The sequence below is a fragment of the Streptomyces sp. NPDC101490 genome (assembly GCF_044767145.1).
In the GTDB taxonomy this organism is placed as follows: Bacteria; Actinomycetota; Actinomycetes; order Streptomycetales; family Streptomycetaceae; genus Streptomyces.
Map to the genome: position 1 here is coordinate 44,476 of NZ_JBIWNI010000028.1, position 16,333 is coordinate 60,808.

Consider the following 16,333-nt stretch of genomic DNA (forward strand, 5'->3'; position numbering starts at 1 on the left):
GAGCCGATCGGGTTAGGTAGATATGACGTTGGTGCATAGCTGACCGGCGGAAACTACGGCGTGGATGTGAAGGACGGTCATGCGCTTTCAATTACTGGGGCCGCTGGAAGTCGTCGGCCCCGGTGGCCCGGCGCTGATCACCGCCGAGCGCCAGCGCATCGTTCTGGCTGTCCTGCTGCTCGAACCGAACCGGATCGTTCCGGTCGGCCGGCTCGTCGACGCGGTCTGGGGCGCCTCCCCGCCGCCGACCGCGCGCGCCCAGATCCAGATCTGCGTCTCCATCGTCCGCGCCAGCATGGCGAAGGCCGGTCTGCCCGACATCATCAGGACCAGATCGCCCGGATACCTCGTCGAGGTCGGCGACGACGAACTGGACCTCCATGTCTTCGAGCGGGCCGCGGCGGCCGGACGCACCGCCGCGGAGGAGGGCCGCTTCGCGGAGGCGGCGGACGCCTTCGAGACCGCGCTGGGGCTCTGGCGAGGCTCGTCGTGCTTCGGCGGCGGCATCACCAGTACGGTGCTCCAGGCCCCGGCCGCGCGCCTCGACGAACAACGGCTCGCCGTCGTGGAGCAGTGGGTGGACGCGCGCCTCGCCCTCGGCCTGCACCAGCAGCTCGTCGCCCGACTGATCGACCTGGTCATGCAGAACCCGCTGCGCGAACACCTGCGCGCCCAGCTCATGGTGGCGCTGTCCCGGTCCGGGCGCCAGGCCGAGGCGCTGGAGGTCTACCGGCGGGGCCGGCGCGAACTGATCGACGAACTCGGCATCGAGCCGGGGGAGGAGCTCCGCCGCCTCCAGGAGTCGATCCTGTCCGGCCGCCTGGACGGCGCGCCACCGGCCGACGTGCCGTCCACGCGGACGCTGCCGCCGACCCCCACGGCACCGGCGGCGCAGGTGACCCCGGCGGCCCCGGCGGCGCCCGCCACGGTCGTCGACGCGCCCGCGGTGCCCCGCCTGCTGCCCGGCGCCATCGCCGACTTCAGCGGACGCGACGACCTGCTCGCCCGGCTCGAAGAGGCGCTGGAGGAGGATACGGAGACCTCGTACGCCCTGCGGATCGTCTCGATCACCGGCCGGGGAGGCGTCGGCAAGACCACCCTCGCGGTGCACTTCGGACACTCCCTGGCGAAACGATTCCCCGACGGCCAGATGTTCGCCAAGCTGCGCGGCCCCTCCGCCCAGCCGATCCTGCCGACCCGCATCCTGGAGCGCTTCCTGCGCAGCCTGGGCATCACGGGATCGGGTATGCCGTCCACCATCGAGGAACGGGCCGAGCTGTTCCGGAACCTGGTCGCCGACCGGCGGATGCTCATCGTCCTCGACGACGCGATCGACGAGGAACAGGTGCGCTGGCTGCTGCCGGGCTCGTCCAACTGCCCGGTCCTGATCACGAGCCGGTCCCGGCTGGCCGGTCTGGAGGGCGCGAGCTGCGTCCAGACCGACGTGTTCTCCACCGAGCAGGCCCTGCAACTGCTCAGCCGCATCCTCGGGCCCGAACGGGTCCACGGCGAACTGCCCAGCGCCCTGCAGCTGATAGAGCTCTGCGGCAACCTCGCGCTCGCCCTGCGGATCGTGGCGGCGCGGCTCGTCACCCGGCCCCACTGGCCCCTCAGCAAGCTGGTGGCCCGGCTCCGGGACGAACGCCAGCGCCTGGACGAACTCACCCATGGCGGGGTCGGCGTCCGGGCCGGTCTGGCCATGGTCTACGAGGGGCTGCCGCCCGACGCGCGGCGCCTCTTCCGGCGGCTGTCCATGCTGGAGGCGGCGGAGTTCGCCAGCTGGGTCGCGGCGCCCCTGCTCGACGTCGCCGTGACGGAGGCCGAGGACGTCCTGGAGTTCCTCGTGGACGCCCAGCTCGTCGACGTCGACGTGGTGAAGGGCCGCCGCCCCCGCTACCGGCTGCACGACCTGGTCCGGGTCTACTCCCAGGAATGCCTGGCCGAGCACGAGAGCACCGCCGAACGGTCCGTCGTCCTCGGCCGGGTGCTGAGCACCTGGCTGCTCCTGGTCGAGGAGGCGCACCGACGCGCGTACGGCGGCGACCACACGCTGATCCACGGAGAAGCGCCGCGCCTGGCCCTGGAGCAGTCCGTCGTGGACCGTGAACTGGCCGATCCGCTCAGATGGTTCGAGGACGAGCGGGCCAGTCTGATCACGGCCGTCAGACAGGCCGCCGGTGCCGGTCTCGACGAACTGTGCTGGGACTTGGCGCTGACCTCGGTCACGCTCTTCGAGATGTACGGCTACTTCGACGACTGGCGCACCACGCACGAGATCGCGCTCGACGTCACCCGGCGCAACGACAACCGCCGGGGGCAGGCGGCGATGCTGTACTCGCTGGGCGCCCTGCACATGTTCGAGTACCGGCTGGATGAGGCACGCGGCAGGCTGGGGCCCGCCCGCGAACTGTTCCGCCAGGTCGGGGACGTGCACGGCGAGGCGCTCGCGCTGCGCAACCTCGCGTTCGTCGACCGCATCCAGGGCCGTCTGGACGAGGCGATGGCGGGCTACGAGCAGGCGCTGCGCATGCTGGCCGACGTCAACGACTCGACCGCGCAGGCGCACGTCCTGAGCAACATGGCACAGATCCATCTGGACCGCGGCCTGATCGCGGAGGGCAAACGGACGATGGCGGCGGGCCTGGCCGCGGTGGAGCGCTCGGGCAACCGGCGGGTGCGCGCGCAGATCCTGTGCCGCCTGGGCGAGGCGCATCTGCAGATCGAGGAGGTGACCGAGGCCGAGTACGTGTTCAGCCAGGCGCTGGAGACCGTCCGCTCGGTCGGCGACCCGGTCGGCGAGTGCTACGCCCTGCGGGGTCTGGCCATTGTCCGGTCCCGCCAGGGGAGCCACGGCGCGGCCTACGAGATGCTGGAACAGGCCATCGGGATCGCCTCCCGGGCCCGTGAGTACCTCGCCATCGGCAGGATCCAGCTCTCGCTCGGCGAGGTGGCCGCGGACCGGGGCCACTACGAGCGGGCCAAGGAGCACATCGGCGCGGCACTGGACATCTTCGGGCGGATGCAGGCCGCCAGCTGGCAGAAACGGTCCGCGCGCCTCATGAGCGAGGTGTGCGAGGCCGCCGACGACGCGGCCGCGGCCGCCGCCTACGCGCGGGCGGGCTCGGGCTGACGCCGGGCCCGGAGCGACCGGCGGCGGACCGTGTTCGCGCCGTCCCGGCGTCCGGCGGTCCGGTACCGGAACCGGCCAGCCGGGTGCGGGACGTCCGTGTCCGCTCCGGCCGCGTGGCAGGATGCCCGCCTCGGCGGCAGGCTCCCGCCCGGCGTACGACGGGCGGTGAGAGAGAAGGAAGGCCCGGTCGTGATGGCGGCGGGGCTGATGCTCACAGACGGGACGCATCCGGTGTCCCGTCCCCCCAGGGATGCGATCGATGAGGCCGGTGTCACGTGAAACTCGGAGTGTGTGTCTCTGATGGAACCAATGGGCGGCCCGTCGACGGGCTGCTGATCCGTATCGAAAGGCCCCGACTGGACGAGTGGCAGACCGTGTGGCACGGGCTCACCGGCAGGGACGGGCGGCTCGACCGTCCGTCCCTGCCGGAGGACGCCACCGGTCCGTTCCGGCTGGTCCTGGAGACCGACCGGTACTTCACGACGCTCGGGATGCGGCCGTTCTACAGCCACATCGCGGTCGCGTTCGCCGAATGGGAGGCGGACCAGGAGATTCCCATCGTGATCGCGCCCCACGGGTACGCGGTGTGCGCCGTCGGCCAGTAGCCGTGGCACCCGGGTGACGCGCGGCGGACGCCCGAACGACGTACGACAAGAAGCGCGAACGACACACGGCAAGACGTACGACAAGACGTACGACAAGACGTACGAGAATACGACAAGACGTACGAGAAGAAGCACGACGACGGATGGCCCCACCCCGGTCATCTTCCCGCGGTGGCCAGGCCCCGCGGTCGCCCGGCCCCCGAGGTCCGGCGATGTCGTCGGAGGCGCGGACCGAGCCCGCGCCGATGCCGACGGGGCGGCGGCGGGCGAAGGCGATCCCTTCCCCCGTGCACCTCGCCGGACACGCGGGTCACCAGGACGGCTCCCCGCCCTACGGCGCCGAGGACGTGCCACAGGGGCGGTCGCCCTCCCGGACCGGGCGCTTAGCGAGGAGTTAGCGTTCTGGTAGGGGGACGAAAAGGGAACTCACTAGAACTGGAGTCGTCCACCCGGACCTCCGGGTCACGAGTTTCCGCATGGGAGATCGCTATGTTGGCTCTGCTGTACGCGCTGGCCGGATTCGCGGGCATCTGTACCCCCTCCGACACCATCTGGGGCTGAGCGTCGCCCGAGTGCCTTCACTCATGTGTGACGCGGAACGCGACGCGGTGTCGACGACTGACGGGGAGCGGACGGTGAACGGGACGTGCCGACCGGGAGGTGACGCCGGATGAGCATCTCGGTCCGGGTCATCGACTCCACCAACGGCTGTCCGGTCGCGGACCTGGCCGTCACCCTGCACGCCCGGGAGCACGGCACGTGGCCCGCGCTGACCCGGGCACGGACCGACAACGCGGGGCGGGTCGGCTCGCTGAGCGGCGAGGCCCTGCCCCACGGCCACTACCGGCTCGTCTTCGAGACCGGCGAGTACTTCGCCGAGCGGGCCGTCGACAGCCTGTACGCGGAGGTCATCGTCTCGCTCCACCATCAGGGTGATCCGAACCACCTGCACATTCCGTTGCTCCTGAGCCCGTTCTCGTACACCACCTACCGGGGCAACGTCCCCGGAGCGGTGACCGCGGGGACGGCCCGAGAGCGGGCGGACGGCGCCCGCGTGCCGAACTCCCCCGTCCCCCGCGGCCCGAGCGGCGATCCCGCGCGGCCGTGACACGGGTGGCGCGGTCCGCCGGCGGAGACGGTGCGGGGACCGCAAGCAGAAGGGGTGGAAAAGTTGTCCGACGCATCGCCATCGACGATCCTCACCGTGCCGGTCGCCTCCCTGCTGCCCGCGGACTCCCCGCGTCTCCTGGGGCTGGACGAGGGCCATGCGCGGGCACTGGCGGAGAGCGGGAGCGAGTTCGAGCCGATCCTCGTGCACCGGGACACCGGGCGCGTGGTCGACGGCATGCACCGGCTCCGGGCCGCCGTCCTGCGCGGGGAACACCGCATCGCGGTCCGCCACGTCGACGGCGCGTCGGCCGATCTCTTCATCCAGTCGGTGCGGGCCAACACCGGCCATGGCCTCCCCCTGACACCGGGGGACCGCAAGGCGGCCGTCCTGCGCATCCTCCTCACCCACCCCCACTGGTCGGACCGGGCCATCGCCGCCGTCACAGGGGTGTCGCCGAAGACGGTAGGGGTCGTACGGGGGAAGCGTTCGACTGAGGAATCTCCTCAGTCGAACGCCGAGGTCTCCCGGGTGGGCCGGGACGGCCGGGCCCGCCCCGCCGACATGCCGGAACGGCGGAGGAAAGCACGCTCCCTGCTCGCGGAGCGGCCCCGCGCGACCCTGCGCGAGGTCGCCCAGGAGGCCGGGGTCTCGGTCAGCACCGCCCACCGCCTGCGCCAGGAACTGCGGTCCTGCACGGACGGCCCCGACCCCGACGCGCGGACACCCGCCTCCGTGACCGTCCGCGAGGACCCCCCGTACCTCACCTCGCTCGTGGTCGCGGCACCCCCGTGCCGCTCCGGCCTGACCGCCGTCCCGGTCCCGGTGGACCCCGCCTCGCGGGGGGCCGCGCGGATGCGCGTACGGGCCATGGACGTGCTGTCCAACGACCCCTCGATCCGCTTCACGGACAGCGGCCGCGCCCTGCTGCGCTGGCTCAACGGGCAGGCCCAGGGCCTCGCGGCGGGCGAACAGCTGCTGGCGGCCGTCCCCCCGCACTGCGCCCACGCGCTCACCGAGGTGATGAGCCATTACGCCCGGGAGTGGGAGCGGCTGGCCGCCGGAATGCAGCGGACGGACCCGGTGAACGGCCCCTGGCGCGTGGTCCGCTGAGGCGTCCACCGCCGGTCCGCCACCCCGGGGACGCCGACCGCGCCCCCTGCGGCGGCCCGGGGCCGGACTCGCCGCCGGGCCGTCGTCCGACCACTGTTTGATCGCTGTCGGACCCTTCGCCGGACCCACCGCCGTAGCGCGCGCCCGTGTGCCCCGATGGAGCCCACCGCCCGCGTGCGCCGCCACGCAGGACCGCCGCCCGCCCGCTCGGTCGTCCGCCACGACCGCGACCCGCCCGTCGCCGCCGCCGGTCTCTCGCAACGACCGGCGGCGGACTCGTGTCCGCCGTACGGGAGCGCGCCCCGGAGCCGTGGCTGTGATCATCCGTGCCGCGCGACGACCCGGCACGGGCCCGCGCCCTCCCGCGCCTTCGACCGGTTCGTGCGCCAGCCAGCCAGCCAGCCAGCCAGCCAGCCAGCCAGCCAGCCAGCCAGCCAGCCAGCCAGCCAGCCGGCCGCGAGCCTGCCCGCGAACCTGGTCGCCCCGCTCAGGACCTTTTTCCGCACGCATTCCGTGCCCGTGCCTCCTCTCGACGCGCCCTGGCGCATTTCCATGGGCGGATGGCGCATATGGGAATTCCTCGGTGACGTAGCTCACGTTTGACGGGAGAATTACGTCCAGTTGACTCCCTTTACGGGGGAGACGGAACGGCGAATATGCTCAATTGCCGGACTCATAAGCATTGATGAAACCTTCTGCGCCGCCGCCTTCGTGGTTACCGTGAGACGCGAAACGAGGGGGCGGGCTCCGAGCCCCGGGCTTCGCGGCCGTGCTCCCCTCGCCCGGATCCGTTCCGCTGATCCGAGTGATCCGGTCCGCACGTCATGGACCCCGTGTTCCCGGGTGCCGGTGGCAGTCCGTCAGAGGCCGGCCGGTGCCATGGGTGACGCCGGAGCGTCGAGTACGGGACGGTCCGCGCACGGACGACCGGTGGGCCCGTGGCAGGTGCGACGCGTTCTGACAGGAGCAGAGTGAACATCTCGGTGGACGACGCCAGAGTCATGGCCAAGGCACTCTTCGAAGCACGTGCGACGGGCCGCCCGATCCCTCCCTTCACCGACGGGCGTCCGACGCTGGACGTGCACGACGGCTACGCCGTCCAGCACGAGCTGGTCGCGATGCTGACAGCGGCCGGCGACACCGTCGTGGGCTACAAGGCGGGACTCACCTCTGTCCCGATGCAGGAGCTGTTCGGCGTCAGCACCCCGGACTACGGACCGGTGCTCGGCTCGACCGTGTACGGGAACGGGGCCACCACCCCGGGCGACGCGTTCATCGCGCCCAAGGTCGAGGCGGAGATCGTCTTCCGGCTCGGCGCGCCCCTGAAAGGGCCCGGCGTCACCGTGACCGAGGCCCGCGAGGCGATCGCCGAGGTCATGGCGGGCCTGGAGATCGTCGACTCGCGGATCGAGGACTGGCGCATCCGGCTCGCCGACACCGTCGCCGACCTCGCGTCCAACGGCGCGGTGGTGCTCGGCCCGCCCGTCGCGCTGCCCGACGACTGCGACGTCCGGCTCATCGGCATGGCGTTCTCCCGCAACGGCGACCTCGTGGCGACCGGAGCCGGAGCCGCCGCCCTGGGAGACCCGGCCGCGGTGGTCGCCTGGCTGGCGAACGTCCTGGGCGAGCACGGCGTGACGCTCGAAGCGGGCCAGCTGATCATGACCGGCGCCCTCCACGCCGCGGTCCCGATGCGTCCCGGCGACAGCTTCGTGGCGGAGTTCGACCGACTGGGCACCGTCACCCTCCACATGGGCGGCATCGACGGCATCAACGGCATCGGTGACACCGGCAGTACCGGGGGCACCGGTGGTACCAGCGGCATCGTCAACAGCGCCGACAACAGCGATTCGTAGACCACCACTCTCGCGCCCCAAGGTGAATCTCTAGACAGGGAAGGGCGATGCAGCCATGAAGCGAAACGGGCGCCTGCCCGTGGCCGTCCTCGGCGCCGGCCTCATCGGAGTCGATCTGGCCGAGAAGATCATGCGTTCGGAGTTCCTCGACTGCGGTCTGGTCGTGGGACGCGACGAGAAGACGCCCGGCCTGCGGCAGGCGGCCGAACTCGGCCTTCCCATCGGGACACGGGGGATCGACTCCCTCCTGGACGCCCCCGAGCCGTTCGCCATCGTGTTCGACGCGACCAACGCCCTGGCCCACGCCGAACACGCGGAACGCCTGGGCCTGTCGGGCACCAAGCTCGTGGACCTGACCCCGAGCAAGGTGGGGCGGATGGTCATCCCGAGCGTGAACGCGGCGGAGGTCCTCGGCTGCGACGACATCAACATGATCAGCTGCGGCGGCCAGGCGTCGATACCGATCCTGCACGCGATCACCCAGACGCACCGGGTCGACTACGTCGAGGTCGTCACCACGGCCGCCAGCCCGAGCGTCGGACGCTCCACCCGGCTCAACCTCGACGAGTACATCGAGACCACGCAGGACGCGGTACGCGACTTCACCGGCGTCAAGGACGTCAAGGCGATCCTCAACATCAGCCCGGCCAAGCCCCCGGCGACCTTCCGGGTCGCCATGTCGATGCTGGGGGAGGGCTTCGGCGCGGCGTCCGTGGAAGCGGCCGTGACCACCGCGGCCGAGCAGGTCCGCTCCTTCGTCGGCGGCTACCGGATCACCGCGTGCGTCGTGGAGGAGGGCAAGGTGTTCGTCGCCGCCGAGGTCACGTCCTCCGGCGGACGCATCCCCCGGTACGCGGGCAACCTCGACATCATCAACTCCGCCGCGGTCCACGTCGCCGAACGGTGCGCGGCGGCCGGCCCGGCGCGCATCGGTACGGAGACGTCATGAGCGCGGCACCCCCTCCCGGCGGCACCGGGAAACCGGTCCTCATCCACGACGCGTCCCTGCGCGACGGCCACCACGCCGTCCGCCACCAACTGGACGGGGCACAACTGCGCGCCTACGCGCGGGCGGCGAACACCGCGGGCGTCCCCGTGGTCGAGGTGGGCCACGGCAACGGCCTGGGAGCCTCCTCCCTCCAGGTCGGGCAGGCCAGGACCGGCGACGACGAGATGCTGTCGATCGTGCGGGAGGCGCTCACGGACAGCAGGATGGCCGTCTTCATGCTGCCGGGCTGGGGCACCACCGCCGACCTGGAACGGGCCCTCGCCCACGAGGTGGACGTGGTGCGGATCGGCACCCACTGCACCGAGGGCGACCTCGCCGAACGGCACCTCGGCTTCCTCCGCGAGCAAGGGGCCGAGGCCCAGGCCGTCCTTCTGATGAGCCACATGGCGAGCCCCGAACGGCTGGGACGCGAATGCGCCCGGCTCGTGGAGTTCGGCGCGACCGCGGTGGGCATCATGGACTCCTCCGGCCACTACCTCCCGGCCGACGTCACCGAACGCGTCCGCGCCATGCGCGAGGCCGTCGACGTCCCGGTGATGTTCCACGCCCACAACAACCTCGGCATGGCGGTCGCCAACTCGATCGCCGCCGTGGAGGCGGGCGCGGGCATCCTGGACGCCTGCGCCCGGGGCTTCGGCGCGGGCGCGGGGAACACCCAGCTGGAAGTGCTGGTGCCCGTACTGGAACGGATGGGCTTCCCGACCGGGATCGACCTGTACGGACTCCTGGACGCGGCCGACATCGCCGAGCGCGAGCTCATGCCGGCGCCGCCCACCATCGACTCGGTGAGCGTCGTCAGCGGCCTGGCCGGAGTGTTCTCCGGGTTCAAGACCCGGGTCCTGGACATCTCGCGCCGTGAGGACGTCGATCCGCGCGACGTCTTCTTCGAGCTGGGCAGGAGACAGGCCGTGGCGGGGCAGGAGGACCTCATCGTCGAGGTGGCCCTCGCCCTCAAGGCGGCCCGAGGTGCGTGAGAGCCGCGAGCCCGTGGCTCCCGGCCGTGACGAAGACAGCGAGGGAGGAGCCGGCCGTGTACGACGTACTCAAGGACATCCTGGTCAGCGAACTGCACGTACGTGAGGAGGACCTCGCGCCCACCGCCACCCGTGAGGAGGTGGGCCTCGACTCCCTGGCGGTGCTGGAACTGTCCACCGCACTGAACGAGCGGCTCGGCATCGAGGTCCACGACTACGAACTCCTCGACGCCGACACCCTCGCCGACGTGGCCCGTCTGATGGCGGACCGGCGGCCGGGTGACTGAGCCCCACCGCCGACCCGGGCACCGCCCGCACGACCGGGCGAGGCGGTGCCCCCTCCACCGGGAGTCCCATGTCTCACCCGTCCCTGCGCGCGGTCCTCACGGCCCTCGCCCCCTACCGGCCCGCCGCGGGCCTTCACGGACCGGCCGCGACGCCCCGCCCCCTGTCGGCGAACGAATCGCCGCACACCCCGCTGCCCGGAGTCGTCGAGGCCGTCGCACGGGCCGGAGCCACCGTGAACCGCTACCCGGACCCCGGCTGCGGACCGTTGACACGCGCCCTCGCCCGGCTCCACGGGATCGCGGAGGACCGGATCGCGGTCGGCGCCGGATCCCTGGCCCTCCTGCAGGCGCTGTTCCAGTCGGTCGCCGACCCCGGCGCCGAAGCCGTCCACGCCTGGCCGTCGTTCGAGGTCTACCCCACGCTCGCCGCCCTCGCCGGAGTGGAATCCGTCCAGGTACCGCTGACCGGCCAGACCCATGACCTGCGGGCCATGGCCGACCGGATCTCCCCCCGCACCCGCCTGGTGATCGTCTGCAACCCGAACAACCCGACGGGCACGCTCGTCACCCACGACCAACTCCGCGCGTTCCTCACCGCCGTACCCCCCACCTGCCTGGTCGCCGTCGACGAGGCCTACCACGAGTACGCCCGGGGACCGGAGCACTCCACCGCCCTGGACCTCTGCGCCGAGCACCCCAACCTGGTCGTGCTGCGCACCTTCTCCAAGGCGTACGGCCTCGCGGGACTGCGCACCGGATACCTGGTGGGGGACGCCTCCCTCGTCGGGGAACTGCGCAAGGCGTGCCTCCCCTACGCGGTCAGCACCGTGGCGCAGCACGCGGCCGTCGCCGCCCTCGGACTCGCCGACCAGCTGCTGCGGCGCGTCGACAGCACGGTCGCGGAACGCGCCCGGGTCCGCGACGCCCTGATCCGTCAGGGCTGGGACGTCCCCGACAGCAGGACCAACTTCCTCTGGCTCCCGCTGGGTCCGCTCGCCGCCGACTTCGGCGCCTGGTGCGCCCGGAGGGGCATCGCGGTACGGGCGTTCCCCGGCACGGGCGTGCGCGTGTCGGTCGGAGCCGCCGAGGACGACGACCACTTCCTCGCCGCTGCCGGCGCGTGGCGCTCCGCCCGGCCGACGGCCACCCCCGGCACCGGACAGACACGGCAGTCCCGAACGACGGCGGAGGCATCATGACCACTCTTCACACCGAGCCCGGCGCACGGCTCCCCGACGGGTCCGGGCTCTCCCGCCACGTGGTCGTCGCACCGGGCATGTGCAGCGGCGGCTCCCTGCTGTTCGGCCGCATCGGGGACTGGACCTGGGAGGTGGTCAGCGAGTCCTGCCGGATCAACGTGCACGCCGCCCGGACCGCCGACGGAGACCCCGCCTATCTGTCCTTCTACTACTACCGCGTGCGCGGCGGGGACGTCGTCCATCCCCACGGGCTCACCTTCGGCGACGAACTCCGGGTCGACTCGCGGTCGTTCCAGTTCGGCAACCAGTCGGTCATCACCCTGCACCGGCTCGCCCCCGCCGGACTCGACCTCCCCGACGGACCGCTGGACCCGGCGGAGGTGTACGAACACCCGCACCCCGACTGCCTCTACGCCGAGAACTTCAACCGGTGGATCGCCCGCACCACCGCGGGCAGCAACCGGGGCCTCGCCCAGGTGACACCCCCGGACTTCGGCTACCAGGACCTGCCCCCGCTCCCCAACGCCTACTCCCCCCGGGCCTTCGTCGGCAGGGCCCGGTCCACCGGAAGCTTCCACCCCGACGGTCCCCCCGGCTTCCAGGAGACCGGCGAGCCCCGGACGTTCACGTACACACTCGACGTCGTGCGCGACCTCAACGGCGCCGGACTCATGTACTTCGCCTCGTACTTCTCCGTCTTCGACACGATGCTGCTGCGCCTGTGGCGCTCCCTGGGACGCACCGACGAACAGTTCCTGCGGCGCAAGGTGACCGACCAGAAGATCGGCTACTTCGGCAACGCCGACCCCGGCACCGTCTTCGAGGTCACGGTCCGCCACTGGCGGAGCGCCGCCTCCCCGGACGTCGAGATCGCCGACATGGCCCTGCGCGACACCGCCACCGGACACCTGGTCGCCGTCACCGCGATCGAGACCGGGACGGCGGGCGACCGCTCCCCGGGCAGTGGCTGACCCCGCCCCGCCGCCCGCGATCCTCCCGTACCGGACGCCCTCCCCGCCGAACCGCACCCCGGATGGAGCACATGACCGACGACCTCAGGCACGGCGGCGCCGTCGGCGCGACGGTATGGCTGACCGGCCTGCCCAGCGCGGGCAAGACCACCATCGCGCGGACCGCGTCCGACGCGCTGCGCACCGCCGGACGCCGGACCCACGTCCTGGACGGCGACGAACTGCGCGCCCGGCTGACGGCCGACCTCGGCTTCTCCCGCCGGGACCGGGAGGCGAACGTGCGCCGCGTCGGCTACGTCGCGCAGCTGCTCGCCTCCCACGGCGTGACGGTACTGGTGCCGGTCATCGCCCCCTACGCGGACGCCCGGCACGCCGTCCGCGCACACCACGAGGCCACGGGCACCGCCTACGTCGAGGTGCACGTGGCGACACCGGTCGAGGTGTGCGCGGCGCGCGACGTGAAGGGCCTGTACGCCCGGCAGGCGCGGGGCGAGCTGTCCGGCCTCACCGGGGTGGACGACCCCTACGAGCCGCCGGACACACCCGATCTGCGGATCCCGGCACACGAGCAGAGCAGCACCGAGTCGGCGGAGGCGCTGGTCGCGCTGCTGCGGGAGAAGGGGCTGGCATGACGACCGTGACCACACCGTACGAGAGCACCGACGACCCGTGCGCGCCGACCCACGCGGACCTGCTGGAGTCGGAGGCCGTGCACATCTTCCGCGAGGTGGCGGGCGAGTTCGAGCGGCCGGTGATCCTCTTCTCCGGCGGCAAGGACTCCATCGTCATGCTGCACCTGGCGCTGAAGGCCTTCGCCCCGGCGGCGGTCCCCTTCTCGCTGCTGCACGTCGACACCGGACACAACTTCCCCGAGGTCCTCGCCTACCGCGACCGGGTGGTGGCGGCCCACGGGCTGCGCCTCCACGTGGCCTCCGTCCAGGACTACATCGACCGGGGCGTGCTCAGGGAGCGCCCCGACGGCACCCGCAACCCGCTCCAGACCCTCCCGCTGACGGAGACGATCCGGACGCGGGGCTTCGACGCCGTCTTCGGCGGCGGACGGCGCGACGAGGAGAAGGCCCGCGCCAAGGAACGGGTGTTCAGCCTCCGGGACCAGTTCTCCCAGTGGGACCCGCGCCGCCAGCGCCCCGAACTGTGGCAGCTCTACAACGGCCGCCACGCCCCCGGCGAACACGTCCGGGTCTTCCCGCTCTCCGACTGGACCGAGCTGGACGTGTGGCAGTACATCGCCCGCGAGGGCATCGAACTGCCGGAGATCTACTTCGCCCATCAGCGCGAGGTCTTCCGGCGCTCCGGGATGTGGCTGCCCGTGGGCGACTGGGGCGACCCGGGGGACGGCGAGACCGTCGAGAAACGGCTCGTCCGCTACCGCACCGTCGGCGACATGTCCTGCACCGGCGCCGTCGACTCCGAGGCGGTGACCCTCGACCAGGTCATCGCGGAGATCGCCGCGTCCCGGCTCTCCGAGCGGGGCGCCACCCGCGCCGACGACAAACTCTCCGAAGCCTCCATGGAGGACCGCAAGCGCGAAGGGTACTTCTGAGCATGACCAGGACCACGGAACTCCCGTCCGCCACCCTGCTGCGGTTCGCCACCGCCGGCTCCGTCGACGACGGCAAGTCCACCCTGGTGGGCCGTCTCCTCCACGACTCCAAGTCGGTCCTGGCCGACCAACTGGAAGCCGTGGAAAGGGTGTCGGCGGACCGAGGGCAGGAGGCGCCCGACCTCGCCCTGCTCACCGACGGTCTGCGCGCGGAACGCGAACAGGGCATCACCATCGACGTCGCCTACCGCTACTTCGCCACCCCGAAACGGCGCTTCATCCTCGCCGACACCCCCGGCCACGTGCAGTACACCCGCAACATGGTCACCGGCGCCTCCACCGCCGAACTGACCGTCATCCTGGTCGACGCCCGCAACGGCGTCGTCGAACAGACCCGCCGTCACGCGGCCATCGCCGCCCTCCTCCGCGTCCCGCGGGTCGTCCTCGCGGTCAACAAGATGGACCTGGTCGGCCACAGCGAGCCGGTGTTCGCCACGATCGTCGCGGAGTTCACCGAGTACGCCGCCGGGCTCGGCGTCACCGGCGTCACCGCGATCCCGATCTCGGCGCTGGCCGGGGACAACGTGGTGCGGCCCTCGGCGGTCATGGACTGGTACAGCGGCCCGACGGTCCTCGAACACCTGGAGACGGTACGGGTCGCCCGGGACCAGGACCGGCACGGGGCCCGGCTGCCCGTCCAGTACGTCATCCGGCCCCGCACCGCCGAACACCCCGACTACCGGGGCTACGCGGGCCGCATCGCGGCCGGTTCCCTCCGCGTCGGCGAACCGGTCACGATCCTGCCGTCCGGCCGTACGACGACGATCTCCGGCATCGACCTCCTGGGCAGACCGGTCGGCGCCGCCCGGACCGGGCAGTCCGTCACCGTCCTCCTGGCGGACGACGTCGACGTCTCGCGCGGCGACCTGATCGTGCCGACCTCGGACGCCCCGGCGACCACCCACGACATCGAGGCGACCGTCTGCCACGTGGCCGACCAGGCACTGACCGTCGGCCACCGGGTGCTCCTCAAACACGGCACCCGTACGGTCAAGGCCATCGTCGAGGACATCCCCGCCCGGCTCACCCTGGACGACCTGACCCTGCGCCCCCACCGCGGACGGCTCGTGGCCAACGACATCGGCCGGGTCAGGATCCGCACCGCCGAGCCGCTGCCCGTCGACCCCTACGCGGACTCGCGCCGCACCGGCTCGTTCATCCTGATCGACCCCGGCGACGGCACCACCCTGACGGCGGGCATGGTCGGCGCGTCCTTCGCCGCCCCCGAACCGCCGCCGGACACCACCGAGGACGCCGGCTGGGACTTCTGAGCACCCGCTCCCGCGCGGGGCCGGTTCCGTAGTTCTACCGATGCCGGGGCGCGGCGATCCTGGAAGGATCACGTCCGCCCCCACGGCGGGCCCCGTCCCCGGGGTCCGGGCGCCGTGCGGGGCCCGTGGTCCGCGCCGACCCGCGCGGCCCGACCCGCCCCGACATGGAGGAACGCTCGCCGTGATGCCCGAGACGGCCCCGCCGACCGGCCCCGAAGACTGGGACACCGCGCTGGCCGGTGCCTTCGAGATACTGCTCGGCGGGCAGCCGCCCGCCGCCCCCGCCACCGGATACGGGGTGTACTACGCCTCGGACTCCCTCGACGAGTTCCTGTTCCCGAACTCCTGGATGACCGTCGGCACCCTGGCGGGCCGGGAGCCGACGACCCTGCCGGACCCGGACGGCCCGTACCCCTTCTCGCCCTGGGCCTGGCGCTTCGACCTCGGCGGGTCCCTGTTCCGCTTCGACGCCGACCTCCTGGCGGGCACGGGAGCGTGGGGCGCCGACGGGCACAAGGGCCCCCGCCCCTTCGACGAGTCCTTCGCGACCGCACTGCGGACCACGCACCCGTCCGACGAGGACGGCGGGGTCCTGGTGCGCGGCACGGACCTGGGACTGCTCCTCGCCCGCCACGGAGCCGACCTGACCGGCGAGGACTCCGAACCGCTGAACACCTGGCTGACCGTGCTGCTCAGAGTCGCCACCGACGGCACCCTCACCGACGCCATGCGGGCCGCCACCTTCACCGGACGCGGCCCCGCGCACCTGGTGTCGACGGATGACATCCGGTACGCCGACCGCGCCGCCGAGCCCTGGGAGGAGCGGCTGGGCGCGGTCGCGCACCCCGCGCTCCGCGACCACCTCCGCATGCTCTGCCTCACCAGGGAGCACGCGCGCAGCGAGGGCGGCTTCTACCGCGCCGCCGAGGGCTGGCCCTGGCCGACCGAGGCCCTGAAGACCGTCGGCTGTTCCCTGGTCGCCGGGTGGGGCTTCGGCGAGTCGCAGGCCGGTGCCGTCGTCGTACGTCTCCCGGAAGGATGAGACGAGCCGTCACCCGTGCCGGACGAGCCGTCACCAGTGCCGGACGGAGCCGATGACGTCCGGGCCCGGGGGCGTGCGCGCGGCCCGCACGCGACGGACTCCGGCCCGGCCACGCGGCGCGCCCCGCCCCCAGGAGTCCGGCGG

14 protein-coding genes are annotated in these 16,333 nt (G+C 72.4%); all 14 read left to right on the forward strand.

Annotation, left to right across the window (positions count from 1 at the left end; all coding sequences use genetic code 11):
* Nucleotides 1-79: 79 nt before the first annotated feature.
* Nucleotides 80-3,130 carry an AfsR/SARP family transcriptional regulator gene (locus ACIRQY_RS31925; protein WP_403931426.1) on the forward strand — a complete coding sequence of 1,017 codons (3,051 nt, stop codon included), beginning with the start codon at nt 80-82 and terminating at the stop codon, nt 3,128-3,130.
* A gap of 275 nt (nt 3,131-3,405) precedes the next feature.
* Nucleotides 3,406-3,735 (forward strand): hydroxyisourate hydrolase, encoded by a 330-nt coding sequence (locus ACIRQY_RS31930; protein WP_351792525.1) that lies wholly within the window; start codon nt 3,406-3,408, stop codon nt 3,733-3,735.
* A gap of 670 nt (nt 3,736-4,405) precedes the next feature.
* Nucleotides 4,406-4,843: a hydroxyisourate hydrolase gene (gene uraH / locus ACIRQY_RS31935; RefSeq protein WP_351792528.1), complete on the forward strand. Its 438-nt coding sequence runs from the start codon at nt 4,406-4,408 to the stop codon at nt 4,841-4,843.
* A gap of 63 nt (nt 4,844-4,906) precedes the next feature.
* Complete coding sequence (locus ACIRQY_RS31940; protein ID WP_403931427.1) at nt 4,907-5,956, forward strand: helix-turn-helix domain-containing protein; 1,050 nt, start codon at nt 4,907-4,909, stop codon at nt 5,954-5,956.
* Nucleotides 5,957-6,927: 971 nt separating this feature from the next.
* Nucleotides 6,928-7,812, forward strand: coding sequence for a 2-keto-4-pentenoate hydratase (locus ACIRQY_RS31945; RefSeq protein ID WP_403931429.1), 885 nt, complete (start codon nt 6,928-6,930; stop codon nt 7,810-7,812).
* Between the two features lie 55 nt (nt 7,813-7,867).
* The gene (locus ACIRQY_RS31950; protein ID WP_403931431.1) at nt 7,868-8,761 is read left to right on the forward strand and encodes an acetaldehyde dehydrogenase (acetylating); all 894 of its coding nucleotides are present in this window, start codon (nt 7,868-7,870) and stop codon (nt 8,759-8,761) included.
* On the forward strand, nt 8,758-9,795 hold the full coding sequence (dmpG, locus tag ACIRQY_RS31955; RefSeq protein ID WP_403931432.1) for a 4-hydroxy-2-oxovalerate aldolase: 1,038 nt from the start codon (nt 8,758-8,760) through the stop codon (nt 9,793-9,795). Before ACIRQY_RS31950 ends, dmpG begins: the two co-directional genes overlap by 4 nt.
* 56 nt (nt 9,796-9,851) lie before the next feature.
* Complete coding sequence (locus ACIRQY_RS31960) at nt 9,852-10,082, forward strand: acyl carrier protein (protein WP_351792542.1); 231 nt, start codon at nt 9,852-9,854, stop codon at nt 10,080-10,082.
* Between the two features lie 68 nt (nt 10,083-10,150).
* A complete protein-coding gene (locus ACIRQY_RS31965; protein WP_403931434.1) occupies nt 10,151-11,281 on the forward strand; it encodes a histidinol-phosphate transaminase in 1,131 nt (376 codons plus the stop codon).
* Nucleotides 11,278-12,252 (forward strand): LnmK family bifunctional acyltransferase/decarboxylase, encoded by a 975-nt coding sequence (locus ACIRQY_RS31970; RefSeq protein WP_403931436.1) that lies wholly within the window; start codon nt 11,278-11,280, stop codon nt 12,250-12,252. The genes ACIRQY_RS31965 and ACIRQY_RS31970 overlap by 4 nt, the downstream gene beginning before the upstream one ends.
* Before the next feature lie 62 nt (nt 12,253-12,314).
* Nucleotides 12,315-12,884 (forward strand): adenylyl-sulfate kinase, encoded by a 570-nt coding sequence (cysC, locus tag ACIRQY_RS31975; protein WP_403931438.1) that lies wholly within the window; start codon nt 12,315-12,317, stop codon nt 12,882-12,884.
* Complete coding sequence (gene cysD, locus ACIRQY_RS31980) at nt 12,881-13,816, forward strand: sulfate adenylyltransferase subunit CysD (protein ID WP_351792552.1); 936 nt, start codon at nt 12,881-12,883, stop codon at nt 13,814-13,816. The genes cysC and cysD overlap by 4 nt, the downstream gene beginning before the upstream one ends.
* A gap of 2 nt (nt 13,817-13,818) precedes the next feature.
* The gene (locus ACIRQY_RS31985) at nt 13,819-15,147 is read left to right on the forward strand and encodes a sulfate adenylyltransferase subunit 1 (RefSeq protein ID WP_403931441.1); all 1,329 of its coding nucleotides are present in this window, start codon (nt 13,819-13,821) and stop codon (nt 15,145-15,147) included.
* Between the two features lie 184 nt (nt 15,148-15,331).
* A complete protein-coding gene (locus tag ACIRQY_RS31990) occupies nt 15,332-16,189 on the forward strand; it encodes a hypothetical protein (protein ID WP_403931443.1) in 858 nt (285 codons plus the stop codon).
* Nucleotides 16,190-16,333: the final 144 nt, after the last annotated feature.